The sequence below is a fragment of the Amycolatopsis sp. Poz14 genome, from assembly GCF_006704225.1.
In the GTDB taxonomy this organism is placed as follows: domain Bacteria; phylum Actinomycetota; class Actinomycetes; order Mycobacteriales; family Pseudonocardiaceae; genus Amycolatopsis; species Amycolatopsis nivea.
In genome coordinates this window covers 314,167-339,172 of record NZ_JACLHD010000001.1, presented here as the reverse complement: position 1 = coordinate 339,172, position 25,006 = coordinate 314,167, and the positions used below count along the sequence as shown (strand labels likewise).

The window sequence follows — 25,006 nt, the reverse complement described above, 5'->3', positions numbered from 1 at the left end:
GCAACGTTTCTTGCCGCTTCCGATCCTAGTCGCGGAAGTTTGTCCCCATGGATCCGACAACTTGTGCCACCGCCGACGGTGTGCGCGCCGACCCGAGCAGCGGCCGACTTCCTCTAGGCGTGTACCTGCTCGCCTTCAGTCTGTTCGCGATGGGCAGCGCGGAGTTTCTCCTGGCGGGCGTGCTGCCCGCGGTGGCCGACGACCTCCAGGTTTCGCTGTCCTCCGCCGGATTTCTCATCACCGCGTTCGCGCTGGGGGTCGTCCTCGGCGGGCCGCCGTTCGCCGTGCTCAGCCTGCGCTGGCCCCGTCGCGCTGCGCTGATCGCGACCCAAGGGGTGTTCGCGGTGAGCGTCGCCGCCGGATTGCTGGGCGACTACCAGGTTTTGCTGGTGAGCCGGGTCGTCTCGGGCGTCGCCTACGCGGGCTTCTTCGCCGTCGCGTCGGTGACCGCGATCAGCCTCGTCACCCCGGACCGCAACGCCCGCGCCTCCGGCGTCGTGGTCAGCGGCCTGAGCGTGGCCATGGTCGCGGGCGGACCGGCAGGCACCCTGCTCAGCCACTTCACCCAGTGGCGCGGCGGATTCTGGGCTGTCGTGGCACTGACGCTCGCCGGAGCCGTCGCCTGCTCGCTCGGGATCCCCGCGGCGACCCGGTCGTCGGCGCGACCGAGTGTGTCGCGAGAGCTGGCCACGATCCGCAAACCGCGGCTCTGGGGCATTTTCGGGATCACGATCCTGACGACGGCGGCGTACATGATCACGTTCAACTACCTCTCCGCCATGCTCGCCGAGATCACCGGCGTCCCCACGGTCTGGATTCCCGCGATCCTCGCGCTTTTCGGCATCGGCGCTTTCGTCGGCCTGTCCATCGGCGGACGCATCTCCGATCGGCGACCCCACGCCGCGCTCCTCGCCGGAGCCGTCGCGATCGTGCTGCTTTCGGTCGTCCTGATCTTCGCGATCCATCACACGTGGGCGGTGCTTCCTACTGTTTTCCTGCTCGGGATAGCGGCTTTCGTGCTGAATCCCGCGATCTACGGCCGGGTCTTCGCGATCGCCGCCGACGCCCCGACACTCGCTGGGGCGACCACGGTTTCGGCTTTCCAGCTGGGGATCAGTGCTACTCCGGTTCTGGCGGCCGCCGCGCTGACCCAAGGCACTGCCCTCACGTGGGTCAGCCTCATCGGAGCCGTGCTAGCCGCGCTTGCTGTCCCGCTAATCGTTCTTGACCGCACTCTCGGCGATCGGCAGATCGCGCATCTTGCGAAGCGGCGAAGCAATGAGAATCGCTGACGCGGCAAGGATTCCGATGCCACATACGTACAGCGTGACCCGGGTTGTGGTGAGTTCCGCGATCAAGCCGCCGAGCAGACTGCCGAGCGGGGCGATGCCGAAAACGACCGTCTGCGACACCGACGAGACCCGGCCCAGAAGCTCGTGCGGGGTGACCGCCTGCCGGAAGCTCGTCTCGAACACGCCGAGCACGATGATCCCGAAACTTGACCCGAAACCGCCCGCCACCCACCAGGCGAGGCCCCAGCCTTGGGTCGCGAAAGCGTTGCACAGGAACGAAACGCTGTACACCGCGGCACCGAAATACAACGCCCGCGCGGCACCGAAGCGAGCGCCGAGCCGTCGCGCGACTCCGCTCGCGAGCAGGGCGCCGAACAGCGAGATCGTGCCGAGCAAGCCGATCATGAACGGTGCGACGTGCAGGTCGCGGACCATGAACACCATCGACACCGCCATGAACATCGACTGGAACAGGCTCGACGCGGCACCGTGCAGGGCGATCGCCCGCAGGAGCGGATTGCGCAGAACTGTCCGCAGCCCTTCGCCGATTTCGCGGCGAAGGTTCCGCTCAGCGGGCTCGGGCCGCACGTCCGGCGTGCGAATCCGGCGCAGCCACGCGGCGGACCACAGGTAAGTCACCGCGTCGACCGCCATCGCGCCCGCGCCGCCGATGAACTGCACGATCATCCCGCCGAGCCCCGGCCCGGCGATCGCGGCGACGGACAGATTCGTCTGCAGCCGGGCGTTCGCGGCGGGCAGTTCGCCGCGTTCGACGAGGTTCGGCAGGTAGGTCTGGTGCGCGACGTTGAAGAAAACCGTGAACCCGCCGGCCAGCAGCACGACGACGTACAGATGGCCCAGCGTCAGCGACCCGAACACCGCGGCGAGCGGCACCGAGCCGATGAGCACCGCGCGGGCGAGGTCGGCGGTGATCAGCACCGGCCGGTTGCGCATCCGGTCGCACCACGCGCCCGCCTGCAGTCCGAGCAGCAGGTACGGGAGCGTGCTCAGCGTCCGCAGCAGCGAAACCTGGGCCACGGACGCGGCGAGCGTGGTGGTCGCCAGCAGCGGGATCACGAGGAAGTCGATGCGGTTGCCGACCTGGCTGAGGCCGTCGGCGAGCCAGAGCCGCCGGAAGTCCGGCGAGCGGAGAATCCCCCTCATAAGGCCAGTGTGACATAAGTTGAGTCGGTATATATCAAGTTGCACACTGCGTAACGGCACCTATGATCAACGCGACGAACCCTCGTAGCCGAGTGACCGTGCGGCGAGGAGGTGCCGGATGTCGGACACCGCTCCCACCTGGGGTTATGTCGTCGTGACCGGTCTCGCCGGACTGGCAGGCGGACTGCTGGTCGCCGCGCTGCTGGTCGCCGGTCGCACTCCGCGTCCGGCCGGAGAGTCGTCGCCGCCCACCCCGCCGCCCGTGCAGCAGGTGACGGTCACGGTGACCGGCCTCCCTCTGCCGCCGATCACCGTGACCCACCGCCCGCCGGCACCCCCGGCCCCGCCGCCGCGCACGACCACGGCGACGGTGTCGGTCACCCCGACCCCGTCGAGCCCGTCGGCACCCCCGCCGACCACGCTGGGCCCGACCAGTGGGTTCGTCCGCGACGAACGCTGACCTCAGCCGACGTCGCGCCGCCGCCAGCCGGTCAGTCCCACCGCGAGCACCACCGCCGAGACCGCCAGCAACACCACCAGCGGCACCGCGGTGAACACCGCGCCGGGCACCTTCGGCGGATGCTGGAACGGCGAGACGTCCAGCAGCACCTGCGGCGCGTTGACGACCGGCCCGAACATGCTGATCAGCAACGCCAGCGCCGCCACACCCCACGCGGCGGTCGCCAGTTTCGGCAGCAGCCCGAAGATCAGCGCGGCCACCGCGACGATCACCCACGCCGCGGGCACCTGCACCGCGACGGCCGCGACCATGTTCCCGACCGAGCGGCCGACGTCACCGCCGCGCAGCCCGTTCGACAGCCCGAGCAGCAGGCCGCCGACGAGTACGAGCAACGCGCTGCCGAGGAACGCGAACACGAGGTGGCTCGCGGCCCAGCGCAGCCGTCCGACCCGCGTGGCCAGCAGCGGTTCGAGCCGGATCGAGGTCTCCTCGGTGCGCATCCGCAGCGTCGCCTGCACGCCGTAGAGCGAGGCGAGCATCGCGAACAGGCTCACCATCGTCGCGAGGAAAGCGTCGACCAGTCCGTGCGATCCGCCGAGCCGTTCGAAGATCTGCCTGCTCTGCTCGGTGCCGCCGACCAGTCCGGAAATGCCCTGCGCGATCGTCCCGAACAACGCCCCGCCGACCGCGAGCCCGATCAGCCAGCCGAACAACGGACCCCGCTGCAGCCGCCAGGCCAGCGAAAACGGCGACCGCAACGACGGCGCGGCCTCGCTCGGTCCGAGTCGCGGCGGAAGCAGACCGACGCCGACGTCACGACGCGGCAGCAGCGCGTAGGCCACGACAAACAGCACGAGCGTGGTCGCGACGGGCAAAATCAGGACCCACCAACGTTCTTCGGCGAACGGCCGGATCTGCTGCGCCCAGCCGAGCGGCGACAGCCACGACAGCCAATGCGCGTCAGTGGTCGAATCACCCGCGCCACGCAACAGAAACGCGACGCCGAGCACGGCCGTACCGATGCCGTTCGCGGTGCGCGAGTACTCGCCGAGCTGCGCGGCGACCGCGGCGACGCCGGTGAAAACCAGCCCGGCGAGCGCAGTGCTCGCGCCGAGCGCGACGGAACCCGCCGCGGGAACCTTCGCCGCCAGCGTGACCGCTTGCAGCACCCCGATCAGCAGGCTCGCCCCGCCGGTCACCGCGAGTGCGGCGGTGAGCGGCGCGTACCGACCGACCACAGTGGACGCGAGCAGTTCGGCGCGACCGGTGTCCTCCTCCGCGCGGGTGTGCCGGGTCAGCGTGAAGACCGCCATCAGGGCGGTCAGCAGCGCCAGGAACCCGCCCATCCGCCAGGCGATGAACCCGCCCGCCGTGCCGAGGTTGAACGCCGGGCCGTAGAGCAGCGCGAACGACGGGTTCGCGGCGGCCGACGCGACGAGCCCGGCCCGGCTCGCGGCGGTCGGATAAAACTGGTCGTAGCTGCTGATCGTGGCCACCGGGATGAGGCTCAGCAGAACGATCCAGATCGGCAGGATGATCCGGTCGCGGCGCAGGGCGAGCCGGATCAACGGCCCGGTGCCGTTGAGCGCGCCGCTCATTTCCCGGCCTCGAGTTCGTCCGCGTAGTGGCGCAGGAAGAGTTCCTCGAGGGTCGGCGGCCTGCTCTCCAGGCTGCGCACGCCGACCTCCGTCATCTGGCGCAGTGCGTCCTCGAGCGAGCGCGTCTCGACGTCGAAGCGGACGCGGTTGCCTTCGACCTTCAGGTCATGCACGTCGGAAAGCCGGGCCAGACCGTTCGGCGGTCCGCACAGCTCCGCGGTGATCGAGGTGCGGGTCAGGTGGCGCAGTTCGGCGAGCGTGCCGGACTCGACCGTGCGCCCGTTGCGGATGATGCTCACCTTGTCGCACAAGGCTTCCACCTCGGCGAGGATGTGGCTGGACAGCAAAACGGTGCGGCCCTGTGCGCGTTCCTCCTGGATGACCTCCTGGAAAGTGGCCTCCATCAACGGGTCGAGGCCCGAGGTCGGCTCGTCGAGCAGCAGCAAGTCCACAGTGGACGCGAGCGCGGCGACGATGGCGACCTTCTGCCGGTTGCCCTTCGAGTACGTGCGGCCCTTCTTGCGCGGGTCGAGGTCGAAGCGCTCGACGAGTTCCTCGCGGCGCTTCTGGTCGAGCCCGCCGCGCAGCCTGCCGAGGAGGTCGATGACCTCGCCGCCGGACAGGTTGGGCCAGAGGTTGACGTCGCCGGGCACGTAGGCGAGCCGGTGGTGCAGGCTCGCCGCGTCGCGCCACGGGTCGCCGCCGAGCAGCTGGACCTCGCCGGCGTCGGCGCGCAGCAGTCCGAGCAGGACCCGGATCGTGGTGGACTTCCCGGCGCCGTTCGGGCCGAGGAATCCGTGTACTTCCCCCGCGGGAACCTGAAGATCAAGGCCGTCGAGGGCCTTCACCCGGCCGAATGCCTTGTGCAGGCCGGAGATCGCAATGGCGTTTCCCATGGTTCGGAAGCTACACTCTTTTCATGAAGTTGTGAAGTTAAGAAAACGTCTGGACCGAGTGATCGTCCAGGCGCGCGTGGGAGAGGATGGACGGATGACGACGCCTGAGACGAAGAGAGACGAGGACGCCGTCCGCCGATACGTCGAAAGCCTGGGGCTGGTGATGTCCCAGATCGGCATGCAGCGCATGTCAGCGCGGGTGTTCGCGGCGCTGATGACGACCGACTCGGGGCAGCTGACGGCTGCCGAACTGGCGGAGCAGCTGTCGGTGAGCCCGGCCGCGATCTCCGGCGCGGTGCGGTATCTGGACCAGGTCGGCCTGGTGCGGAAGGTGCGCGAACCCGGCGAGCGCCGCGACCACTACCAGCTCTACGACGACCTCTGGTACGCGACTTTCCTCAAACGCGACCGCTTCCTGATCATGTGGCGCGACGCGGCCACCGAAGGCATCGACGCGCTAGGCCCGGACACTCCCGCTGGCAAACGGCTGGCCGAGATGCGGGACTTCCTGGCGTTCATGCTGGTCGAGGTCAACAACCTGTACGACCGGTGGCACGAACTGCGGAAGAACCGCGACTAGCCGAGCTTCTCCAGGGTCGCGGCGAGCCGCTGGGCGAGGTCTGGCCGCGGCGGGCGTTCCTCGAAGGACGCGAGGAACGCCTCCTGGAAACAAGCCCCGAGCAGCAGCCGGGCCGCGGCCTCGACGTCGAGATCGGCGCGCAGCCTGCCCAGCTTGACCTCGGCGGCGAGATAGCCGGCGACGTGCTGGGTCGGCAGGTCGGGGCCGTTTTCGAGGCTGTCCCGGTGGGCGCGGAGCAGGTCGCGCGAGGAGAAGATCGAGATGGAGATCGGGAAGCTCGCGCAGTAGAAGGCCAGTGCCGTGGTGGTCAACTCGGCGAGATTGTCGCTGAGATCGGCCTTCTCCGGATGTTCGGTGAGCCTCGCCGCCGTGGCGACCAGGTCGGGCAACTCCTCTTTCAGCACCGCGAGGAAGAGCGCCGTCTTGTCGCGGAAGTGCTTGTACAGCAAGGCTTCCGAGTAGCCAGAGGCCTGCGCGATCGCCTTGGTCGTGGCGTGCGCGTACCCCTGCTCCCGCATGACCGTCGCTGCCGCGGCGACGATCTCCTCGCGGCTTCCCATGCGTGCTCCCTGAGGGTCTTCTCAGTGTGGTGGGTGTTCACTTACCCTAGCCGGTAAGTGTTTACTCACCCCCTCCTTGGAGGCCTCTGATGAAGATCACCGTCCTGGGCGCGAGCGGCCGAATCGGCGGCCTGACGGTGCGGGAAGCGCTGGCCCGCGGATGGCACGTCACCGCCGTAGTCCGCGACCCCGCGCGGTTGACCGTCCCCGCACACCCCCGATTGGACGTCGCGGTTCACTCCCTGACCGACCCCAGCCTGGCCGACGCGGTAACCGGCCGTGACGCCGTCGTCCTGGCCCTGGGCCCCGCAGACCTCAAGCCGACAACCGTCAACTCCGACGGCACCCGCTCCGTGGTCACCGCCCTGCACGGTTCCCATACGCGGTTCGTGGTGGTGAGCGCATCCGGCCTACCCGGGGACGGCGACAGCCTGTTCTCGAAGCTGCTGGTGAAGCCGCTGCTGGGTGCGGTGCTGCGCAACGGATACGCCGACCTGCAACGAATGGAGTCGATCCTGCACGGGGCCCCGGACGTGCGATGGACGATCGTGCGCCCGACGAGGCTGACGAACAAGCCCGCCCGGGAGCAGGTGCGCAGCGAGGTGGGTCGGGACGTGCGGAGGCGGTTCCAGATCCCGCGTGCGAACGTGGCGCGCTTCTTGCTGGACGCGGCTGAGGATGACGCTCTGGTGGGGAAGACGGTGTCGATCGCGCAGTGACGGGCCTGTCTGCAGTTGTTGACACCTGCGGCGGGAGTGCCCGCGGATGCTGACGCGTATCGCGGGGTTGTCTGCGGTTTCGGCCGCCCGCGGTGGGTTTGCCTGCGGACGTTGACGCGTGGCGGGTTTGCTTGCGGACTCGGCCGCTTTGCGGCGGGATCGCTCGTGGACGCTCACGTGCGTGGCAGGTTTGTCTGCGGCTGCGGCGTGATTGTTCTGCGGACTCGGCCACCTTGGTCGGGATCGCTCGCGGATGCTGACGTGTGTGGTGGCTTTGCCCCGGGCTCTGCCACCTGCGGCGAGGTTGCTCACGATGCTTGTGTGGCAGGTCCGCGGGCCCCGCCACCTGCAACGGGATTGCCTGCAGACTCTGCTGCCCGCAGCGGGATCGCTCGCGGATGCTGGCATGTGTGGCCAGGCCGCGAACCCTGCCACTCGCAGCAGGATTGCCTGCGCACCCTGCCGGTCGTAGCGGAATCGCTCGCAGATGCTGCCGTGCATGGCGGGTTTGTCCTCGGCCCTGCTGCCCGCGAAGGGTCGTCCACCGCCCCTGCCGCCCCCAGCGGAAGTCCTCGCCGCCCCGTGTCCGTTGGTTCTGTCTGCAGTTGCAGACATGCTGCTGGCGGAGGGTTTCCCCAAACTATCCCCAGGGTTGTCCACAACTCACATCCCCTGTGGACAACTCCCCTCGCAGACCCGGATCTGTCGTAGCCCCTCGTTACTGTCGGAGGCATGGCAGTTCTTCGGCTGTTCCTCCTTTTCCTGATGGCACCCGTGCTTGTCGCGCAGGCGGTGCGGGTGCGTCGGGCGACTCCGCGGCTTCCCGGGGCCACGGGTCCGATCGAGGGCGCACTCGGCACCGGGCGTCCGTTGCGGCTCACCGTCATCGGCGAGTCGACGGTGGACGGCGTCGGCGCGCTCACCCACGCCGACGCGCTCACCGGCCAGCTCGCGGTGGGGCTCGCCCGCGCGTACCCGGACCGGGAGGTGCGGTGGCACGCGCTGGGCATCACCGGCGCGTCGGCGCGGGTGGTGCTCGACGAGCTGGTTCCGCGCGTGCGGGAGGCGGACGTCGTGGTGGTCGTCCTCGGCGTGAACGACACCCTGGAACTGCACTCGGCCGCGCGGTACCGGCGGGATCTGCTGGCGATCATCGTCGAGGTGCGGCGAAGGGTCGGCGACGTCCCGGTCGTTCTCGCGGGCGTGCCCCCGCTGGCGAGCTTCCCGGCCTTGCCCCGGCCGCTCCGGGACTTGCTGGGTGCTCGGTCGGTCGCGCTCGACCAGGTGGCGCGAGGGCTGACCCGGCTTCCCGGGGTTACGCACATCCCGTTGGCGCCGGGATTGCTCCGTCCGGGAATGTTCGCTGCTGACCGTTTCCACCCTGGCCCGATCGGTTACCGCGCCTGGGCCGCCGCGCTCTCGGAGGGGTTACCGATCGTCACTGACGGTTGGCATCCGGGGGAGGTGGGGCGGCCATCCTGACCGGCCGGTTCACAAAAATCCCAAAAACTTTGGCGCTCCGTGTATCTAGGCGCACCCTGGATGCGTCCTATGGGGCGAACCAAGGAAAGGGAGGGCCACATGCCTGCGGATCAGAAGGACGAGCGGCAGCCGGGAACCACCGTTCCGCCCGTTAAGACGAGCCCCGCGCCGGGGGCGAACCGGGGAGTGCAGCCGGACGGCAACCACGAGCCGCTCGACGACACCGGCACTGCCAAGTAGCCAAACGGGCGGCGCCCGGGAGCCGAGGGGGCTGCCGGACGTCGTCGGCCGGAGGGGTTCGGGGAGGAATCCCCTCTGGCGGAGCCCGAAAGGGGGAGCGGGCTCCCCTGGGGGCGGGAAGCACCGGTCGGTGCAGGCGAATAGCTCACGCCGACCGGTGCGCACCCGCACGAACGCACGCGCCTGGCGACCTGCTCGGCACAAGGGGGCGAGCAGGCCGCTGGCGAGTGCGAAGCGACTGACGCACATGGCGACAGGGACTGGCCACACCGCCGGTCCGGTTCAGCTCGGCCCGGGTCTGGGGGACCCGGCCCGGCCGGACGGGTTCGGAGGGGACCCGACCAGCCGCCGAGCCCACCGGACCAGCGGCAACGACCAGCCCTGAGCGAACCGGCTCGCGAGCTGGCGCGGTTAGACGGGTTCGGGGAGGGCCTGTCCGGCTAGCGGTTGCGCGAGTTGGTTCGGGCGGGACCGGCGGATTGGCGAGGCCGGACAGGTCCGGATGGATTGCCCGGTTGGCGGGTTCGCGGTCCGGTGGGACCGGCGGATTGGCGCGGCGGGACGGTCCGGGAGGACTTCTCCGGCTGGCGGGTTCGGCGGGCTGGCGCGGCGGGACAGGGCCGGGAGGACTTGCCCGGCTGGCCGAGTCGGTGGGCTGGCACGGCGGGACGGGTCGGGGAGGGCCTATCCGGCTGGCGAGCCCGCGGTCCGGTGGGACTGACGGATCGGCTCGCGAGGTTGGCGCGGCGGGACAGGCCTGGGGAGGACCTGTTCGGCTGGCGGGCTTCGTGGACTGGTCCGGCGGGAGTGGCGGATCGGCCCAAGGGGCGGCGCGGCGGGATGGATCCGGGGAGGGATTCGTCCGGCTGGCTGGCTCCACGGGCTGGAGTGGGACTGACGGATTGGCTTGCCTGTCCGGCTGAGCGGACTTCGGGGAGGGGTTCGCGAGGTCGGCGGGCGTGCGAGCTGGTCCGGCTGGGGGTCGGCTCGCGGTTCGGTCCGGTCAGACGGGTTCGGGGAGGAATCCGCCTGACCGGACCGAACCGGTGAGCTGGCCTGAATCGGCTGGGCGGATCCGGGGGAGGGATCCGCTCGATCGACAGGCAAGACGGACCGGACGGATCCAGGGGAGGGATCGCGTCCGGACTGACGAAACAGCTTCCGGGCTGGGGCGGACGGGCGGATTCAGGGGAGGGATCCGTCCGGCCGAACCGGTCCGGCGGGGCGCGATGGGTCGTTGGGGGACTCGTCGGGTCCGGTGGAGCTGTCGGGACACGGCCGTGCTGGAGGGGGAGCCCGGCCGGTCGTGTCCCGGCACCCCGCCGAAATGGGTACCGCTTGACCTGCGCAAACCCACAACCGAACAGCACCAAAACCGCACCACCAGCCGCCCGATCGGCTTCGTGAAAAAAACTCACCCGGAAAAAGTCAGAGATTGATGTATCCCAGAGCCAGCTGTTTGCTCCTCAACCAAGAGCCCACCCACGGGGCACACACCGTGCCCCTCGACACCATCCGCACCACCGAAAGAGCGCGCACCATTCACGATCGATCCGGTACCCGACCGGAGAGGCGACCCGCGACGGGCCCGGACGTGCCGACACGACCGGAGGCTTGCTCGCCCAGGTCGGCCCACCTCCGGAGTGAGGCAGCTACGGTGACCGACGTGCACACCACCGAGGTAGACCCGCCCTGGGAAGGCTTGACCGGCGCCGACTTGCACGCCGCGTGCATGGAAGCGGCGCGGGGCGGCGATCGGCGCGCCATGGCGAAACTCGTCGACGAGCTGACGCCGCTCGTGTGGCACGTCGCGCGCGCCAACGGGCTCGACCGGCAAGTGGCCGAGGACGTGGTCCAGACCGTGTGGCTCGCTCTGTTCAGCCAGCTCGCGAAGCTGCGCGACCCCCGTGCGCTCGCTGCCTGGCTGATCACCACGACTCGCCGGGAGGCGACCCGTCCTTACGGCAGGCGCGCCCAGCCGGTGCCGCTGTCGGACGAGGTCGCCGCGACGCTGGAAAGCGATCATCCCGCACCTGAGGAGGAAGCCGTCCGCGCCGACCGGGACCGTCGGGTCTGGCGCGCCTTTCTCCGGCTGCCCGCACGCTGCCAGGAGCTGCTGCGGCTGACCGTTCTCGCCGGCCGCGCCGAGTATCGGGCGGTGGCCGAGGCTATGCAGATGCCGCGCGGCAGCGTCGGGCCCACCAGGGGCCGCTGCCTCGACTCGATGCGCGATCTGCTCGCAGGAGAAGGGGGTGCCCGGTGAGCGACAACATCGGCAGGCCGGGACACGGCCACGCGGTTCCGGACGACGAGGCCATCCTGGCCGACATCGGCCGGTTCCTCGACGAACTCGACCCGCCGCCGGACGACCTGGTGCAGCGGGTCCAGTTCGCCCTCGAGCTCGAGAACCTCGACGTCGAGGTCGCGCGCTGGGAACGGCTCGACGAACTGGCCGGCGTGCGCAGCACGGCGACCGGCACCATCACGTTCACCGTCAGCGACCTGACCGTGATGATCAACCTGACCAAAATCGGGAAGGTGCACCGGATCGACGGCTGGCTCGCGCCCGCGGGCGAGTACGACGTGGAGGTCCGCGTCGCCGATCACGGCACGTTCGCGACGGCGACCGACGAGGGCGGCCGGTTCGTGCTCGAACGCGTCCCCTGCGGAACCACGCAAATCCTCGTGCACCTCGGCGCGGGCCCGCACCGCCGCACCGTCGTCACGCCGACCGTCGTGCTCTGAGAAACCCGGACGGGCGTTATGGAGAGTGGCGGAGGTGTGCTCCCATAGAGTCCGTGTCCGCGCCCGTCCATGATCGAACGATCGCGGCGGCGTCCGATCTGTACGCGCGCGGCCGGGCCGCCGCGTCCGACCAGCGGCCCGGCATCGCGGTGCGGTTGTTCCGCAGCGCGCTCACGCGGCTGGCGCGCGTCGCCGATCCGCTGCCTGAACACCGGGAACTGCAGGTCCGCGTCCTGGTGAGCCTCGGCGCGGCCGAAGCAGAGGTCGCCTCCACCGACGCCGGTCTTGTGCACCTCGAAACCGCGCGGCAGCTTCGCGACCAGCTCCCGGAGAGCAAGGTCGCCCGCCAGCTCGGCTTGTTGGTCACCGGCCAACGCGCGGTGGTGCTGATGCGCGGCGGCCGGTTCAGCGAATCGCTGTCGGTGTACGACGCCGTCATCCCCGGAATCGAGGCCGAGTTCGACGACAGCCGCCGCACGCTGGTCGTCATGCTCTTGAACCGCGCGCTCGTGCAGATGGCGCTCAACCATCCGAACGCCGCGCAAGCCGACCTGGAGCGCGCGCTCGGCTTCGCCCGCGAAAACGGGCACACCCTGCTCGAAGGCAAGATCCGGCAGAACCTCGGCGACCACGCGCAGCTCATCGGCGACGTCCCGCAAGCCCTGTCCAGCTATGAACAAGCCGCGCGGATCCTCGTCACCGAATCGCCCGGTTCGATCCCGCTGATCCGGCTCGACCAGGCCCGTGCGCTGCTCACCGCGGGTCTCGCCGACGAGGCGGGCAGGCACCTCGACGAGGCGCTGCCGGAGTTGCGCGCCAACGGATCCGGCCAGCACATCGCGGAAGCCGAGGTCGCACGAGCCGCGGCCGCGTTGCTGGAGGGCGATTTCGCGTTGGCGCGAAAGTCCGCGTCGGACGCGCGGCGCCGATTTCTCCGTCGCGGCAATCGAACGTGGGCCGAGATCGCCGGTCTGGCGCGGTTCCGGGCGGAAGCGCAGCAGGTCCTGTCGGACCGCGAAGGGCGCTCTACCTCGCGGTTGCCCGCCGAACTCGTCTCGATCGCCGAACGTTTGGCCGCGCTCGGACTGCGGGACGAGGCGGCGGTCGCGCGGCTCTTCGCGGTGCGACTGCTGATCCGCCGCAAGGAAATCGCCGAAGCCTCGCTCGTCCTCACGCACGTGCCCGCCCCGCGTGCGACGTCGCCGGTAGACCACCGGATGTTGTTCCGGTTGTGCCGCGCGGAACTGGCGGTGGCCGAAGACCGGCCGCGCGCCGCGCTCGCGCAGGCCCGCGCCGGACTGCGCGAACTCGGCACGATCCGCGACCGGATGGGCGGTCTCGACCTGCTGTGCGGCACGGCCGTGCACGGCGAGGAACTCGGCAGGCTGGCGATGCGGCTCGTGCTGCGGCGTGCCCGGCGGAACGCGGCCGGCGCGCGCCGGATGTTCGCCTGGCTCGAACGCACCCGGGCGCAGGTTTACCGGTACGAACCGCTGCCGGTGATCGAGGATCCCGTGCTGGCCAAGCACATCAACGAGATGCGGCACGTCCAGCGCACCATCCAGCGCACCCGGCTGGAAGGCGAGTCGGTGAAGGCGCTGGAGCAGCGGTACGCCGAACTGCAGCGCGAGGCGACCAGGCTCGGCTGGTACACGAGCCAGTGGGGCCGTCCGCGGCCGGTCGCGACGCCGGACGAGGTCGTCGCCGCGCTCGGCGATCGCGTGCTGGTGAGTTTGGTGCCCTACAACAATCAGCTGTACTCGGTGGTCGTCGACCGCGGGACGTTCCGGCTGCTCAAACTGGGTCCGCTGGACGACATCGTCGAGACCGCGACCCAGCTGCACGCCGACCTCGACGCGCTCGCGCCGGACCATCTGCCGCCGATGCTGGCCGAGACGGTGTCCGCGTCCGCGCGCCGCCGAGCGGAGAAGCTCGACGCGCTGATTTCCGCTTCGCTGGTCAAAACTCTCGACGACCGCGAGCTGGTGATCGTCCCGATCGGCCAGCTGTACGCGATGCCGTGGGGCGCGTTGCCGTCGCTGCGCGGGCACCCGGTCTCGATCGCACCGTCGGCGACCGCGTGGATCACCGCGAAGCGTCCGGCTGCGGACGGTCCGGTGCTGCTCGCGGGCGGTCCTGGCGTGCCGGGCGCGGTCGGTGAGGTGAGCAAGCTGCGCTCGGTGTACCCGGACGCGCGGCTGGTCGAGGGCGACGCCGCGACGAGTGCCACGGTTCTGACCGCGCTGGACGGAACCCGCTTGGCGCACCTGGTCGCGCACGGCGCGCACGAGCCGGCGAACGCGCTGTTCTCCCGCGTCGAACTGGTCGACGGCCCGCTGTTCGCGCACGAGACGACGCGGCTCGTCAACCCGCCGGAGCGCGTGGTGCTGGCCGCGTGCGAGCTGGCGATGAGCCACATCCGGCCGGGCGAGGAAGCACTGGGCTTCGCCGGAACGCTGCTGGCGAGCGGGTCGAAGACGGTCATCGGCGCGGTAGCGCGCGTCGGCGACCGCGCGGCGGCGGACACGATGGCGGACCTGCACCGGCGGCTCGCCGAGGGGACGTCACCCGCGCTGGCACTGGCCGAAGCGATCGCGGTGGACCCGATGCGGCGGCCGTTCGTGTGCCTCGGAGCTGGCTGACTCGTAAGCGGCGAGACCGGCTAGAACCGGCATCGCCGCTCACGAGACGGGCTCAGCCCAGGAAGTCGGCCAGCGGAACCGGCGTCAGGCCGTCCTTCTTGGCCTGGGCGATGAAGGCTTCGTAGTCTTCCTTGAACGTCTTGCGGAAGTGCATCAGCACGATGTCGCCCGGGCGGAGCTTGTCGCCGGACTGGAACTGGACGACGCCGTCGTTGACCGAGGCGGTCCACAGGACGCTCGCGCGCATGCCGCACATCGCGGCGGCCTTGAGCGTGTTCTGGTCGAAGTTGCCGAACGGCGGGCGGAACAGCGTCGGGCGCACGCCGAGCGACTTCTGGAAGTCGTCCGCGTCGTCGCAGATTTCCTTTTTCTGGAAGTCGAGCGGTTTGCCCTTGAGGTTCGGGTGGTTGACCGTGTGGTCGCCGAGCACCGCGCCGGTCGAGTCGAGGATGGCCTTGAAGTACGCCTCGTGGCCCTTCACGTACCGGTTGTTCAGGAACAGCACCGGATGCCCGCCGGACTGCTGGATCAGGCCCTGCGCCGACGGGTCCTTCACCGCGCCGTCGTCCATGGTGATGAAGACGTACGGTTTGTCGGTCTGGATGCGGCGGATCACCGGGACCTTGCCGTCCTGGACCGCCGGAGCCTTCTGCTGCACGGTGCCGAACGGGTACGGCCCTGGCGGCGGACCCGGTTTCTGGGCACCCGGCGCGGGGTTCGCCTGTTCCGGGGGTTGACTCGAGTCCGGGCCGGAGCACGCGGACAGCACCAGCACACCGGCCAATGCCGCCGCCAGCCAGCGTTTCGCCATGCCGCTTCCTTTCCCTCGGGGTCACCCGAGGGGGATGACGTCTGTGCTCCGGCATTCGTTGATCGTTGTGGTGCAACGCACCCGGTCAGGCAGCCTGATTGCCCGCTTTGGCCAGCTGTGTGGCCAAAAATCCGATCACGCCGCGCAACGCGGCGAGGGCTGCCGGACCCGTTCCGGGGATGCGTTCGGCGAACGAACCCGACCACCGGAGGTCCGTGCCGCCGTCGGCGTTCGGCGTGAACATCACCTCCGCACGATAGTCGCGGACCGGGCTGAAACCGTCGAATGTGTAGACGTGCCGCCGATCCGGCACGTATTCGAGGGTCTTCTCGCGGAGCAGAACCGGCCACAATCCGACTTCCCGGACAGCATCGACACCGCCGTCGTCGCCGCGGGTCGCCCACCGGGACTGCCACACGAGCGGCCGCGCCCAGGTCGACCACTGAGTCCCGTCGCTTTCCAGCCGGAACAGCACCGGCGGAGCGGCGGCGCTCACGCGGTTCACCTCGAACGAATACCTGCGACCCGGCATGAAAGCTCCTTGAAGACGTTGTTGACAGTGCGACAAATCAATCCCGGACGGCCCCGGTAGGTCAAGATGGTGCGGTGAGCCGCCCCGACTTCGCCGCGCCGCACTGGCTGACGCAACTTTTGCGTTCCAAACCGGTTCCCATTCCGTGGAACATGGTCGCCCGCGCGGTGGTCGCGCTGGCCACTCCGCTGGCGGTCGCGTACGCCGCGGGCGACATCGCGGTGGGCGCGCTGATCTCCACCGGCGCGCTCCCGACCGTGCTGTCCGAGGCGGCCGGGGCCTACCGCTACCGCGCGCGCCGGCTGGGCGGGGCGACGTTCGCGGCCGGCATCGGGTACCTCGTCGGGCTGCTGACCGGCGGCATGCCCGCCTGGTCTATCCCGGCGATCGTCGTCATAGCGGCGATTTCCGCGCTCATCAGTGCCGCGGGCAGCAACGCTTCGGTGGCCGGGCTGCAGATGTTCGTCTTCTGCGTCCTCGGCACCGCGCAGCACGCGACCGGCGTACGCACCGAAGTGCTCTTCGGCTTCTTCTGCGCGGGCGCCGGCTGGGGGCTGCTGGTCGCGCTCGGCACCTGGACGCTCCGCGCGACGAGCCCCGAACGCACCGCCGTCGCGCAGGTCTACATCGAACTCGCGGCGATGCTGTCGGCCGAGGACGAACCGACTTCGCGGGTCGCGCGCCACCAGCTGACCACCGCGATGAGCACGGCGTACGACCGGTTGCTGGTCGCGCGCTCGTGGCTGTCCGGTCGAGACGCGACGTATCGCCGGCTGCTGAACCGGCTGTCCGCGACGACACCCGCGGTCGAGGCGTCGGTGGCGATGGTCAACGCCGGACAGCGCCCGCCGGACGAGGTGATCGACTACCTGACCCGCGTCGCCGCGTCGGTGCTGGCGAGCCAGCCGCTGCCGCCCGCACCCGAGCTGCCGGACGAGAACGCCGACGCGGTGGTCAGCGCGCTTTACGCCGGACTGGCGCGGATCGGGAAGCTCGACGACCGCAAGCGCCGCAAGAAAGTCTCGCTGCTGCGCCGCCTGCGCGAATGGGCGAGCGGCCTCTCCGGACCGCTGACCTGGCTCGCGACGCTGCGGCTCACGCTGTGCGTCGCGGTGGCCGAAGTGGTGGCGCTGATGGTGCCGTTCGAGCGGTCGTACTGGATCACGCTCACCGTCGGCGTGGTGCTGAAACCGGACTTCGGCTCGGTGTTCGGCCGCGCGGTGCTGCGCGGGATGGGCACGGTCGCCGGGGTCGGGATCGGTGCGGTGGTGCTCGCGTTCGGCGCGCGCGGCTGGGTGCTGGTGGTGCTGATCGCGGTGTTCGCCGGAGGGGCCGCGGTCGGGAAGGTGCGCAACTACGGGATGCTCGGCACGTTCGTGACGCCGCTGATCATCCTGCAGATGGACCTCGCGAACACGGGCAGCTGGACAGTCGTGCTGGCGCGGCTGGTCGACACCGTGATCGGCTGCGTGATCGTGCTCGTCGTCGGTTACCTGCTGTGGCCGGGTTCGCGGCGGCCGACCGTCGGCGGGCGGCTGGCGGACAGTTTCGACACGGTCGCCAAGTACGTCCGCACCGCGATGGTGCTGAACTCGACCAGCGAATCGCGGCTCGCCCGGTCGCGGGCCCGGCGCGGGGCGTACCGCGCGCTCGCGGACCTGCGGACGGCGTTTCAGCAGGTGATCGTGGAGCCGTCGCCGGCGGGACGGCAGGCGGTGGCGTGGTGGCCGGTGATCGCGGGGCTGGAGCGGGTGACCGACGCGGTGACCGAGGTCGGCGTGACCATCGGCGAGGGCGCGCCCGCACCGTCGCCCGCGGACATCGAACTGCTCACGGACGCGCTGGCGGAGCTGTCTTCCGCGGTCCGCGAGCAGCGGGACCCGGATTCGGTGCCGATGCCGGACAACCCGCGCCTAGCCGGAGTGGTGGACCAGCTCGGCTCGACGTTCGACGCGGTCCGCGGACCGGACCTGGTGGAACGGTCCCCGCTGCGGCTGGTGCGCCGGTTCCTGCCGTACCACCGGCGCACCTGAGCCGCGCACCTGCGAGAGCGCCCCGATGCCGCATTGGGGCGCAACCGGGCCCAACCTGGAGGCGGAGGAGTTACTGCTGTCCGCCGGGCTGGCCGCCCTCGGGCTTGGGGCCGTCTTCCGGCTTCTCGCCGCCTTCGTCGTGCTTGCCGGTGACCTTGCCAAGCAGGTCCTTGGCCTTGTCGATGCCGCCGTCGATCTGCGAGTCGTGGCCGCTGACCTTGGACTTCGCGAATTCAGCCGCCTTCTCGAGACCCTGCTCGAGCTTGCCGCTGTTCTCGCGCAGCGCCTCGGTCGCCTTGTTCTTGAGCTCGTCGAAGTTGATGCCCATCGAATGCCTCCCCGGGGTTGGGATTGAGAGGCTTCAATCGTCACACACCAGGCGTTCCAGGCAAGTCAAGACACTTCGCCGAGTGCGACGGCTCCGTCCAGTCCGGTGATCCGGCCGCCGCGTTCGCCGAGTGCGACGAGTCCTTCGCGGGCGTCGGCGGCGGTGAGGTCGATGCGGACGCCGGACTGCGCCGCGTCGCGGGCCGCTTCCAACGCCAGTGCGCCTTCGTGACCTGCGTTGATGGTCGCGGCGAGGCCGCCGGTGGAGGCGAGCGAGCCGCGGGCCGCGCCGAGGCGGCCGAGTGCGTCGTCGACGATCGGGAGCAGGGCGTCGCGGTTGCCTTCGGTCATCGCGCGCACCAGGTCCGGCGACGATCCGGCGACGCGGGTGCCGTCGCGGAAGGAACCGGCGGCCAGCGACATCGCGAGCGGGCCGCCCTGTGCGCCGACCGAGGCGAGGATCGCGGCGAACAGGTGCGGCAGGTGCGAGATCCGGGCGACCGTCTCGTCGTGCGAATCGGCGGGCAGCGGCACGGCGTGCGCGCCGACGTCCAGGACAAGCCGGGTGACCTCGGCCCACGCCGTCAGGTCGGTTTCCTCTTCGACGCCGACGACCCAGGCCGCGTCGCGGAAGAGCATGGTGTCGCCGGCGAGCCAACCGGAGCGCGACGTGCCCGCCATCGGGTGTCCGCCGACGTAGCGCGTGTACGGCGCGCGCCTGCGGACCGCGTCGAGCATCGGGCCCTTCACGCTGACCACGTCGGTGAGAATGCAGTGCGACGCATGCTGCGCGACCTGCCGCAGCAGGTTCTCCACCGCGGGCAGCGGCACGGCGATGACCACGATCGCGTCCGCGGCCGCGGCTCGCTGTAGTGCGGCTTCGGCGTCGGTGGTGACGTCGTAGCCGCCGCGGCTCGCCGCGTCAGCGTCCACTTCGGACACTGTGGTTCCCCAGACGGTCCTGCCGCTCGCCGCGGCGGCCCGCAGCAGGGAACCGCCGATGAGCCCGAGCCCGATCACGCATACGTCTCGCACGGGGCCATCCTGCCAGTGCGCGCAAGCGGCTACAGGACGGCCGCCAGCCGGGTGCCCTGGTCGATCGCCCGTTTGGCGTCCAGTTCCCGTGCCTCGTCCGCCCCGCCGACGAGGTGCACCGGCACGTCGCCGAGCGCGCCGGCGAGTTCCCGCACGGATTCCTGGCCAGCGCAAACCACCACGGTGTCGACCTCGAGCAGCCGCGGTTTCCCGTCGACCGTGACGTGCAGGCCGGCGTCGTCGATCCGGTCGTAGGAAACTCCGCTGATCTTTTCCACGCCCTTGGCGCGCAGGGCGGCGCGGTGCACCCAGCCGGACGTCTTGCCGAGCCCGGCCCCGATCGGCGACTTCTTGCGCTGCAGCAGGTAGACCTGCCGCGGCGACGGTTCCGGCTTCGGTTTGGCCAGTCCGCCGGGCACGAGCGCGGGATCGGTGACGCCCCATTCGGCCATCCAGGCGTCGCGATCCAACGCGGGCGACGAGCTGTGCGTGAGGAATTCGCTGACGTCCACGCCGATGCCGCCCGCGCCGATCACCGCGACCCGCTCGCCGACGGGTTTGCCGTGCCGCACGACGTCGACGTAGGAGAGCACCTTCGGATGGTCGATCCCGGGCAGCGCCGGGACCCGCGGCGTGACGCCGGTGGCCAGCACGACCTCGTCGAACCCGGTCAGGTCCGCGGCGGTCGCCCGGGTGCCGAGGTGCACCTTCACGCCGGTGACCTCAAGGCGTCGCGTGTAGTAGCGGATGGTCTCGGCGAATTCCTCCTTGCCCGGAATCCGTTGTGCGATTCCGAACTGGCCGCCGATTTCGTCGTCGGCCTCGAACAGTTCGACGTCGTGGCCGCGTTCGCCGAGCGCGGTCGCGGTGGCGAGCCCGGCCGGTCCGGCTCCGACGACGGCGATCCGCTTGGCGCGCCGGGTCGGGAGCAGGTTCAGGGTTGTTTCGTGCCCGGCCCGGGGATTCACCATGCAGGACACCGGTTTCCGGCTGAACGCGTGGTCGAGGCAGGCCTGGTTGCAGGCGATGCAGGTGTTGATCTCGTCCGTGCGGCCGGTTTCGGCCTTGCGGATCCAGTCCGGGTCGGCGAGCAGCGGACGGGCCATCGAGACCAGATCCGCGTCCCCGTCGGCGAGGGCTTGTTCCGCGACGTGCGGCAGGTTGATCCGGTTCGAGGTCACCACCGGGACCGAAACGTGCGGCTTCAGCTTGCCGGTGACCCAGGTGAACGCGCCGCGCGGCACGGACGTGACGATCGTCGGCACGCGCGCCTCGTGCCAGCCGATGCCGGTGTTGATGATCGTGGCCCCGGCCGCCTCGACGTCGCGGGCGAGCGCGACGACGTCGTCCCAGCTCTGCCCGCCTTCGACGAGGTCGAGCATGGACAGCCGGTAGATGATGATGAAGTCCGGCCCGACTTTTTCCCTGGTGCGCCGGACGATCTCGACCGCGAACCGGCGGCGCTTCTCCGCGGTGCCGCCCCAGGCGTCGGTGCGCCGGTTGGTGCGTTCGGCGAGGAACTGGTTGATCAGATAGCCCTCGGAGCCCATGATCTCGACGCCGTCGTACCCGGCGTCGCGAGCCAGCGCGGCGCAATCAGCGAACGCGCGAATAGTGCGGTGCACGCCGTACGCGGTGAGCGCGCGCGGGCGGAACGGGTTGATCGGCGCCTTGCGGCTTGACGCGGAAACGCTCAGCGGGTGATAGGCGTAGCGGCCGGCGTGCAGGATCTGCAGCGCGATCTTGCCGCCCTCCGCGTGCACCGCGCTGGTCAGCAACTGGTGCTGTTTCGCCTCGGCGGGCGTGGAAAGCTTCGAGGCCAACGGCAACAGCCACCCGGTACGGTTCGGCGCGAACCCGCCGGTGACGATCAGGCCGACGCCGCCGCGCGCGCGTTCGGCGTAGTACTCGGCCAGCTGCGGGAAGCGCGACGCGCGGTCCTCCAGACCGGTGTGCATCGAGCCCATCAGGACGCGGTTGCGCAGCGTCGTGAAGCCGAGATCGAGCGGGGACAGCAGGTTCGGGTACTCGGTCATGTCAGTCCTTCTCGTCGGCCCGCAACGCGGTCAGGATTTCTTCCAGCCACTCGACCTGGCCCTCTTCGACCCGGATTCCACCGCGCAGCACGAGATATTGGTGCAGCGAACGGCCGCGGAGCCGGTCCGGGGCGGGGAAGTCGCGCTTCTCGATCTGCCGGTACAGGTCGAGCCGCTCAGCGTGCGCGTCCCGATGCCGGACGATCTCTTCGGCGATGGCACTCGCGTCGCCGAACGACGCCCCGCGCAACTTCACCGCCAACTCCTGCGGCCCGGCTTGTGGTGCCGGTTCGGCAAGCCAGCGCCGCAGTTCCATCCGGCCCGCTTCGGCGACGGTGTAGACCTTCTTGTCCGGCCGCCCGTCCTGGACCACTATGTCGACGGCGACCTGACCGGCCTCTTCCATTCGCTTCAGCACGCGGTAAATCTGCTGGTGGGAGGCGCTCCAGAACAGCCCGATGGACTTCTCGAACCGGCGCGCCAGCTCGTAGCCCGAGCCGGAGCGTTCCGACAGCGAGACGAGGATCGCGTGCTCCAGTGCCATGCCGGACAGTGTCATATGCAACTAGGTGCAGTGCAACTGAGTGCAATCCACGTCACCCTGGGGCTTGGCTAGGTTCAGGCCCGCAGGTCGGCTTCGATGGTGTGCAGCATCCGGGCGAGGTCGTCGGCGCCGGCGGGGCTGATGCTGAGCCAGCCGTCGGTGACCGCCGCGGTGAACCGGCCTTGTTCGGTGTCGATCCAGTAGGGCGGGTGTTCGTTGCGGACGCGTTCGGTGCCGCGGCGGATCGCGACGTACAACCGTCCTACGTGGATTCGGGGAGCCTGCATCCACTCGACGGCGCGCCGTGCGTCGCGGGCGCTGTTGGTGCGGGTCGGCGGCGGATTTCCGGCGAGCACGGCGCTGTAGTCGGCTTCCGAGCAGGACAGCGAATGGAGGTTCGACGCGGGCGGAGTGCCCGGCAGCGCGGAGACCAGTTCCCGGGCAGCGGATTCCGCGGTGCTGGGGAACAAGGTGATCGTGTCGTGGTCGGCGACCGCGAGGATCGCGTCCCGTCCGGCGGCCGCGGCCTGAAGGGTCACGTCGCGGCCGTTGATGCGCGCCCAGCAGTAACGGTCGACGGAGGGTCGTTGCAGGAGCCCGATGACGTCGGCGAAGTCGCGGACCGGCCAGCCGGTGGCGGCGAGTTCGGCGTCCGCTTTCGCGTCCTGCTGGACCTGCTCGTCCGGCGGGTACCACTTCTCGCCGCCGATCAGCGTCGGATGCGGGTCGGAACGGTCGATCCGGCGGACCAGATTCTGGTAACTGTCACGGGAAAACCGCAGGGGGCTCCGGAGCAACGTCAGGCTCCGATGGTGGGCGGGGTCGGGCGCATGCCGTCGGGGTAGCCGCCGAACAACTCGTCGACGTCGTCGTCGAGGTAGGTGACTTTCCGCTGGTGCTCCTCGTCTTCGGTGCCCTTGCCCTTTCCGGCACCAGCGCCCATGCCGCCTACGCCCGGCGATCCCTTGGCTCCCGTTCCGCCGACGGTGCCGGGACGCGCCGCGCTCTGGCCGCTCGCTGGGGTCCCGGTACCGGTTCCCGCCCCTGCTCCAAGCTGCGGTCCGCTGCGCGACCCGACGTTGCCTCCGTTGCCGGTCCGTCCGCCGACGCTGCTCTCCCCGCTGCCGCCGGGAGCACCGAATCCGCCAGTCGGGAGACCGAAACCGCCGCCTGTCGAATCCGTGCCGCTGGTGGCCGGTCCGAATGTCGGCAGCCGTCCGGAGCCGAACCCAGGCGCGTCGCTGACCGGTGCCTTAGGCGTGTACCCGGCCGTGGTGGTGGAATCCGGTGCTGAGGCGTGCTCCGCAGGGGAGCTTCCGCTGTCCGGAAGGTGAGCGGAGCCGGTTGCTGGTGGCGGCACGGAGCTGCTGACCGGGCTGGACCCGAGGATGCTGCCGCTGGACGTGTACCCGCCGCTGGGGCTGGGCGTGTGCCCGGTGCCGGGGTCAGGCGTGTGTCCGCCGCCGTGGAAGCCCCCGCTGTACCCGCCGCTGCCATCCGTTCCGCCAGTCGGGCTGGACGTCCCGCCGACGCTCGGCGCGGAACCGACCGCGATCCCGGCCGGAGCGGCATTCAAAACCGGATAATCCTTGGCCGAAGAATTGCGATTCCCGTTCGTGGTGGCGACGTAAGATCCGTAGGCTTCTTTATTGTTTTTGTCGGCGTCATCCCACCTTGCCGCGGATTTTTCCGAATCACTCGCGCCGAACGGACTGTAGCTGGCCAAATCGTTGGTATCAGGACGGTTCGCGTCCATCGGAGTGAGCTTGTTGAGCGTGCTGTGAAAGCCGCCGTTCTGCGCGGTGAGGGATTGAGCGCTGCGGCCGAGGTCCTCCGACGCCTGCTGAGAGGTTTCCAGCAGCGGGGTGAACCCAGCCTTGGCCTTGCCCGCCGCGTCGCCTTCCCAAGAGGCGTCCATCTTGCCCTGCAGCCGGGCAATCCGCGTCACGAGCTCTTCGTGGGCGGATTTAAGCGCTTCGGCCGCCTGCTGGCCAGAATCGAGGGAGGCGGTATTGCCGCCGTAGCGGTGCATCCGGGCGTAGACATCCGCGCCCGTGTAGCCGTCCGGCATCAATGGCCTCCCTTCTGGAGGTATTGGATCACGTATCCGGCTACCTTTTTGCCGACTTCGCAGCTGTCGGCGAAAGGCTGCTTGAGTGCGTCGAGGCTGACGCTGATCGTGTAGGTGAGGTCGTCGCGGAGGCCGACCGCCAGCGCGCAGCTGCCCGGCGGCGGATTGCTGGACGCGTTGTAGACCACGCCCGGGTAGCCGTTGGCCGAGAATGCCTCGAACCGAGTGACTCCGCCAGCCTGCTTCTGTCCGTAAAGCCCGCTGATCCCGCCGTGAGACGGGTCTTTGGTGAAGACGGTGCCGCTTACGGACGACGGGGCATCGTCGGTCGCGAACCGCCAGCCGCAAGACGGGCCGGTGGGATCGTCAGGCTGAGGGACGGTGCCCTTGAGCGGAGCGCCGAGGCTGGCGACCTGATCCGCGGTCATCGCGGCGCAGGGGTCCTTCTCAAGAGCGGCCGGATCCAGCGGTGTCGGTACAGACGGCGCACCGAACGGTCGCCCGGTCGAACTGGGCGGGGCCGCTGACGTCGATGGGCTGGGGTTCCCTGGCTCGCCTGAACATCCAGCTAGGAGGGTTGCGGAGACTAACAGGCCAAGCGCTACGGCGGGTCGGCTATGCATCGCTACTGTGAAGACCTTTCAGGTGGTCGGCGGCCTGGTGCTCTTGCTTCTGGTAAGTATCCAGGGCTTGCTGAAAGGCCTCTTTCTGGCGTTTGAGTTCGGCGACCACGCTGTCGAGGTAATTGTTGTACGACAGGCCAGCCGCATTAGCGTCCTGCACATAGGCGATGCTGGCCACCTCGTCACCCATCGGTGTGAAGGCGCGGAGCGTCCGCGCATGTTTTTGGGGCTCAAGCTGGATCCACTCGAGGATGTCGTCGATCTCGGTGACGATCTCCTTGAGCAGCTCCGGAGTCAGCCGATACCCGCCACCACCGCTGGACATGCCTTCATTGGCCTTCGCCTGCGCATCGGCGGCTTCCTTCGCCGCCTGCTCCGGCGTTTTGTCCCGGACGTACTTGTACCCCGGCACCAACGGACCCTGCATGTTCGCGGGCAGGTGTCTGACGCGCTCGACCTCGTCATCAGTCACGAAAGCCTCCCCAGCTTCCTCACCGAACAACACGCACGGTATCACAATCGTATGCAGAGGGTGACAAATTCACCGACTCTGGTGATCGAATAGCAGCGGGCAAATCGGGTCGATCCAAGCCAGGGAAAGGATCAAGATGGAGGA

24 protein-coding genes are annotated in these 25,006 nt (G+C 69.7%); 10 read left to right on the top strand and 14 right to left on the bottom strand.

Translation table 11 applies throughout. From position 1 onward, the window contains the following. The first annotated feature begins 47 nt into the window (after positions 1–47). Complete coding sequence (locus FKO37_RS01770; RefSeq protein ID WP_238603564.1) at positions 48–1,292, top strand: MFS transporter; 1,245 nt, start codon at positions 48–50, stop codon at positions 1,290–1,292. On the opposite strand, the gene FKO37_RS01765 is transcribed toward FKO37_RS01770, so the two are convergent. Further along, positions 1,215–2,456 (bottom strand): MFS transporter, encoded by a 1,242-nt coding sequence (locus FKO37_RS01765; RefSeq protein WP_238603563.1) that lies wholly within the window; start codon positions 2,454–2,456, stop codon positions 1,215–1,217. The genes FKO37_RS01770 and FKO37_RS01765 overlap by 78 nt on opposite strands. A 118-nt stretch (positions 2,457–2,574) precedes the next feature. Here FKO37_RS01765 and FKO37_RS01760 point away from each other — a divergent pair, with 118 nt between their 5' ends. Further along, complete coding sequence (locus FKO37_RS01760) at positions 2,575–2,916, top strand: hypothetical protein (RefSeq protein WP_037807288.1); 342 nt, start codon at positions 2,575–2,577, stop codon at positions 2,914–2,916. A gap of 2 nt (positions 2,917–2,918) precedes the next feature. Here FKO37_RS01760 and FKO37_RS01755 read toward each other — a convergent pair whose 3' ends face one another. Together FKO37_RS01755 and FKO37_RS01750 are read right to left on the bottom strand one after the other, a co-directional pair. After that, the gene (locus tag FKO37_RS01755) at positions 2,919–4,514 is read right to left on the bottom strand and encodes an ABC transporter permease (RefSeq protein WP_238603562.1); all 1,596 of its coding nucleotides are present in this window, start codon (positions 4,512–4,514) and stop codon (positions 2,919–2,921) included. After that, entirely contained in the window at positions 4,511–5,410 is a 900-nt protein-coding gene (locus FKO37_RS01750) for an ABC transporter ATP-binding protein (RefSeq protein WP_238603561.1), read from the bottom strand. The genes FKO37_RS01755 and FKO37_RS01750 overlap by 4 nt, the downstream gene beginning before the upstream one ends. A 94-nt stretch (positions 5,411–5,504) precedes the next feature. On the opposite strand from FKO37_RS01750, the gene FKO37_RS01745 reads away from it, so the two are divergent. After that, positions 5,505–5,990, top strand: a complete 486-nt coding sequence (locus tag FKO37_RS01745; RefSeq protein WP_037807294.1) for a GbsR/MarR family transcriptional regulator — start codon at positions 5,505–5,507, stop codon at positions 5,988–5,990. Here the strand turns inward: FKO37_RS01745 and FKO37_RS01740 are convergent. Then, positions 5,987–6,550, bottom strand: coding sequence for a TetR/AcrR family transcriptional regulator (locus FKO37_RS01740; protein WP_238603560.1), 564 nt, complete (start codon positions 6,548–6,550; stop codon positions 5,987–5,989). The two genes, FKO37_RS01745 and FKO37_RS01740, sit on opposite strands and share 4 nt — an antisense overlap. Positions 6,551–6,639: 89 nt before the next feature. On the opposite strand from FKO37_RS01740, the gene FKO37_RS01735 reads away from it, so the two are divergent. From FKO37_RS01735 to FKO37_RS01710, 6 genes are all read left to right on the top strand, one after another. Further along, a complete protein-coding gene (locus FKO37_RS01735) occupies positions 6,640–7,269 on the top strand; it encodes an NAD(P)-dependent oxidoreductase (RefSeq protein ID WP_238603559.1) in 630 nt (209 codons plus the stop codon). 732 nt (positions 7,270–8,001) lie between these two features. Beyond that, complete coding sequence (locus tag FKO37_RS01730; protein WP_238603558.1) at positions 8,002–8,751, top strand: SGNH/GDSL hydrolase family protein; 750 nt, start codon at positions 8,002–8,004, stop codon at positions 8,749–8,751. A 99-nt stretch (positions 8,752–8,850) separates the two neighbouring features. Further along, positions 8,851–8,991 carry a hypothetical protein gene (locus FKO37_RS01725; protein ID WP_158242475.1) on the top strand — a complete coding sequence of 47 codons (141 nt, stop codon included), beginning with the start codon at positions 8,851–8,853 and terminating at the stop codon, positions 8,989–8,991. 1,657 nt (positions 8,992–10,648) lie between these two features. Then, on the top strand, positions 10,649–11,254 hold the full coding sequence (locus tag FKO37_RS01720) for an RNA polymerase sigma factor (RefSeq protein ID WP_009071544.1): 606 nt from the start codon (positions 10,649–10,651) through the stop codon (positions 11,252–11,254). After that, positions 11,251–11,736: a hypothetical protein gene (locus FKO37_RS01715; RefSeq protein ID WP_037807307.1), complete on the top strand. Its 486-nt coding sequence runs from the start codon at positions 11,251–11,253 to the stop codon at positions 11,734–11,736. Before FKO37_RS01720 ends, FKO37_RS01715 begins: the two co-directional genes overlap by 4 nt. Positions 11,737–11,789: 53 nt before the next feature. Further along, positions 11,790–14,378: a CHAT domain-containing protein gene (locus FKO37_RS01710; RefSeq protein WP_238603557.1), complete on the top strand. Its 2,589-nt coding sequence runs from the start codon at positions 11,790–11,792 to the stop codon at positions 14,376–14,378. 52 nt (positions 14,379–14,430) lie between these two features. On the opposite strand, the gene FKO37_RS01705 is transcribed toward FKO37_RS01710, so the two are convergent. Beyond that, positions 14,431–15,189: a polysaccharide deacetylase family protein gene (locus tag FKO37_RS01705; RefSeq protein WP_238603556.1), complete on the bottom strand. Its 759-nt coding sequence runs from the start codon at positions 15,187–15,189 to the stop codon at positions 14,431–14,433. Positions 15,190–15,274: 85 nt separating this feature from the next. Further along, complete coding sequence (locus FKO37_RS01700) at positions 15,275–15,721, bottom strand: SRPBCC family protein (RefSeq protein WP_134663844.1); 447 nt, start codon at positions 15,719–15,721, stop codon at positions 15,275–15,277. A 74-nt stretch (positions 15,722–15,795) separates the two neighbouring features. On the opposite strand from FKO37_RS01700, the gene FKO37_RS01695 reads away from it, so the two are divergent. Next, complete coding sequence (locus FKO37_RS01695; RefSeq protein WP_238603555.1) at positions 15,796–17,754, top strand: FUSC family protein; 1,959 nt, start codon at positions 15,796–15,798, stop codon at positions 17,752–17,754. A gap of 70 nt (positions 17,755–17,824) precedes the next feature. Here the strand turns inward: FKO37_RS01695 and FKO37_RS01690 are convergent, their stop codons facing one another. The 8 genes from FKO37_RS01690 to FKO37_RS01655 all read right to left on the bottom strand — a co-directional run bounded on the left by FKO37_RS01690 (position 17,825) and on the right by FKO37_RS01655 (position 24,862). After that, positions 17,825–18,082 (bottom strand): antitoxin, encoded by a 258-nt coding sequence (locus FKO37_RS01690; protein ID WP_037807317.1) that lies wholly within the window; start codon positions 18,080–18,082, stop codon positions 17,825–17,827. A gap of 65 nt (positions 18,083–18,147) precedes the next feature. Continuing rightward, positions 18,148–19,116 (bottom strand): prephenate dehydrogenase, encoded by a 969-nt coding sequence (locus FKO37_RS01685; RefSeq protein ID WP_078870234.1) that lies wholly within the window; start codon positions 19,114–19,116, stop codon positions 18,148–18,150. Between the two features lie 29 nt (positions 19,117–19,145). Continuing rightward, a complete protein-coding gene (locus tag FKO37_RS01680) occupies positions 19,146–21,152 on the bottom strand; it encodes an NADPH-dependent 2,4-dienoyl-CoA reductase (RefSeq protein WP_238603554.1) in 2,007 nt (668 codons plus the stop codon). 1 nt (position 21,153) lies between these two features. Further along, the gene (locus tag FKO37_RS01675) at positions 21,154–21,696 is read right to left on the bottom strand and encodes a PadR family transcriptional regulator (RefSeq protein ID WP_238603553.1); all 543 of its coding nucleotides are present in this window, start codon (positions 21,694–21,696) and stop codon (positions 21,154–21,156) included. 74 nt (positions 21,697–21,770) lie between these two features. After that, a complete protein-coding gene (locus tag FKO37_RS01670; RefSeq protein WP_238603552.1) occupies positions 21,771–22,493 on the bottom strand; it encodes an ESX secretion-associated protein EspG in 723 nt (240 codons plus the stop codon). Positions 22,494–22,495: 2 nt separating this feature from the next. Further along, entirely contained in the window at positions 22,496–23,767 is a 1,272-nt protein-coding gene (locus FKO37_RS01665) for a WXG100 family type VII secretion target (RefSeq protein WP_238603551.1), read from the bottom strand. Then, positions 23,767–24,390: a DUF3558 domain-containing protein gene (locus tag FKO37_RS01660; RefSeq protein WP_238603550.1), complete on the bottom strand. Its 624-nt coding sequence runs from the start codon at positions 24,388–24,390 to the stop codon at positions 23,767–23,769. Before FKO37_RS01660 ends, FKO37_RS01665 begins: the two co-directional genes overlap by 1 nt. Further along, the gene (locus tag FKO37_RS01655) at positions 24,383–24,862 is read right to left on the bottom strand and encodes a PE domain-containing protein (RefSeq protein WP_238603549.1); all 480 of its coding nucleotides are present in this window, start codon (positions 24,860–24,862) and stop codon (positions 24,383–24,385) included. The genes FKO37_RS01660 and FKO37_RS01655 overlap by 8 nt, the downstream gene beginning before the upstream one ends. Positions 24,863–25,006 lie beyond the last annotated feature (144 nt).

Excerpts from the sequence above, each read along its gene's own strand:
- FKO37_RS01770 (WP_238603564.1), top strand. The coding sequence starts at position 48 with ATGGATCCGACAACTTGTGCCACCGCCGACGGTGTGCGCGCCGACCCG.
- FKO37_RS01765 (WP_238603563.1), bottom strand. The coding sequence starts at position 2,456 with ATGAGGGGGATTCTCCGCTCGCCGGACTTCCGGCGGCTCTGGCTCGCC.
- FKO37_RS01760 (WP_037807288.1), top strand. The coding sequence starts at position 2,575 with ATGTCGGACACCGCTCCCACCTGGGGTTATGTCGTCGTGACCGGTCTC.
- FKO37_RS01755 (WP_238603562.1), bottom strand. The coding sequence starts at position 4,514 with ATGAGCGGCGCGCTCAACGGCACCGGGCCGTTGATCCGGCTCGCCCTG.
- FKO37_RS01750 (WP_238603561.1), bottom strand. The coding sequence starts at position 5,410 with ATGGGAAACGCCATTGCGATCTCCGGCCTGCACAAGGCATTCGGCCGG.
- FKO37_RS01745 (WP_037807294.1), top strand. The coding sequence starts at position 5,505 with ATGACGACGCCTGAGACGAAGAGAGACGAGGACGCCGTCCGCCGATAC.
- FKO37_RS01740 (WP_238603560.1), bottom strand. The coding sequence starts at position 6,550 with ATGGGAAGCCGCGAGGAGATCGTCGCCGCGGCAGCGACGGTCATGCGG.
- FKO37_RS01735 (WP_238603559.1), top strand. The coding sequence starts at position 6,640 with ATGAAGATCACCGTCCTGGGCGCGAGCGGCCGAATCGGCGGCCTGACG.
- FKO37_RS01730 (WP_238603558.1), top strand. The coding sequence starts at position 8,002 with ATGGCAGTTCTTCGGCTGTTCCTCCTTTTCCTGATGGCACCCGTGCTT.
- FKO37_RS01725 (WP_158242475.1), top strand. The coding sequence starts at position 8,851 with ATGCCTGCGGATCAGAAGGACGAGCGGCAGCCGGGAACCACCGTTCCG.
- FKO37_RS01705 (WP_238603556.1), bottom strand. The coding sequence starts at position 15,189 with ATGGCGAAACGCTGGCTGGCGGCGGCATTGGCCGGTGTGCTGGTGCTG.
- FKO37_RS01700 (WP_134663844.1), bottom strand. The coding sequence starts at position 15,721 with ATGCCGGGTCGCAGGTATTCGTTCGAGGTGAACCGCGTGAGCGCCGCC.
- FKO37_RS01690 (WP_037807317.1), bottom strand. The coding sequence starts at position 18,082 with ATGGGCATCAACTTCGACGAGCTCAAGAACAAGGCGACCGAGGCGCTG.
- FKO37_RS01680 (WP_238603554.1), bottom strand. The coding sequence starts at position 21,152 with ATGACCGAGTACCCGAACCTGCTGTCCCCGCTCGATCTCGGCTTCACG.
- FKO37_RS01675 (WP_238603553.1), bottom strand. The coding sequence starts at position 21,696 with ATGGCACTGGAGCACGCGATCCTCGTCTCGCTGTCGGAACGCTCCGGC.
- FKO37_RS01665 (WP_238603551.1), bottom strand. The coding sequence starts at position 23,767 with ATGCCGGACGGCTACACGGGCGCGGATGTCTACGCCCGGATGCACCGC.
- FKO37_RS01660 (WP_238603550.1), bottom strand. The coding sequence starts at position 24,390 with ATGCATAGCCGACCCGCCGTAGCGCTTGGCCTGTTAGTCTCCGCAACC.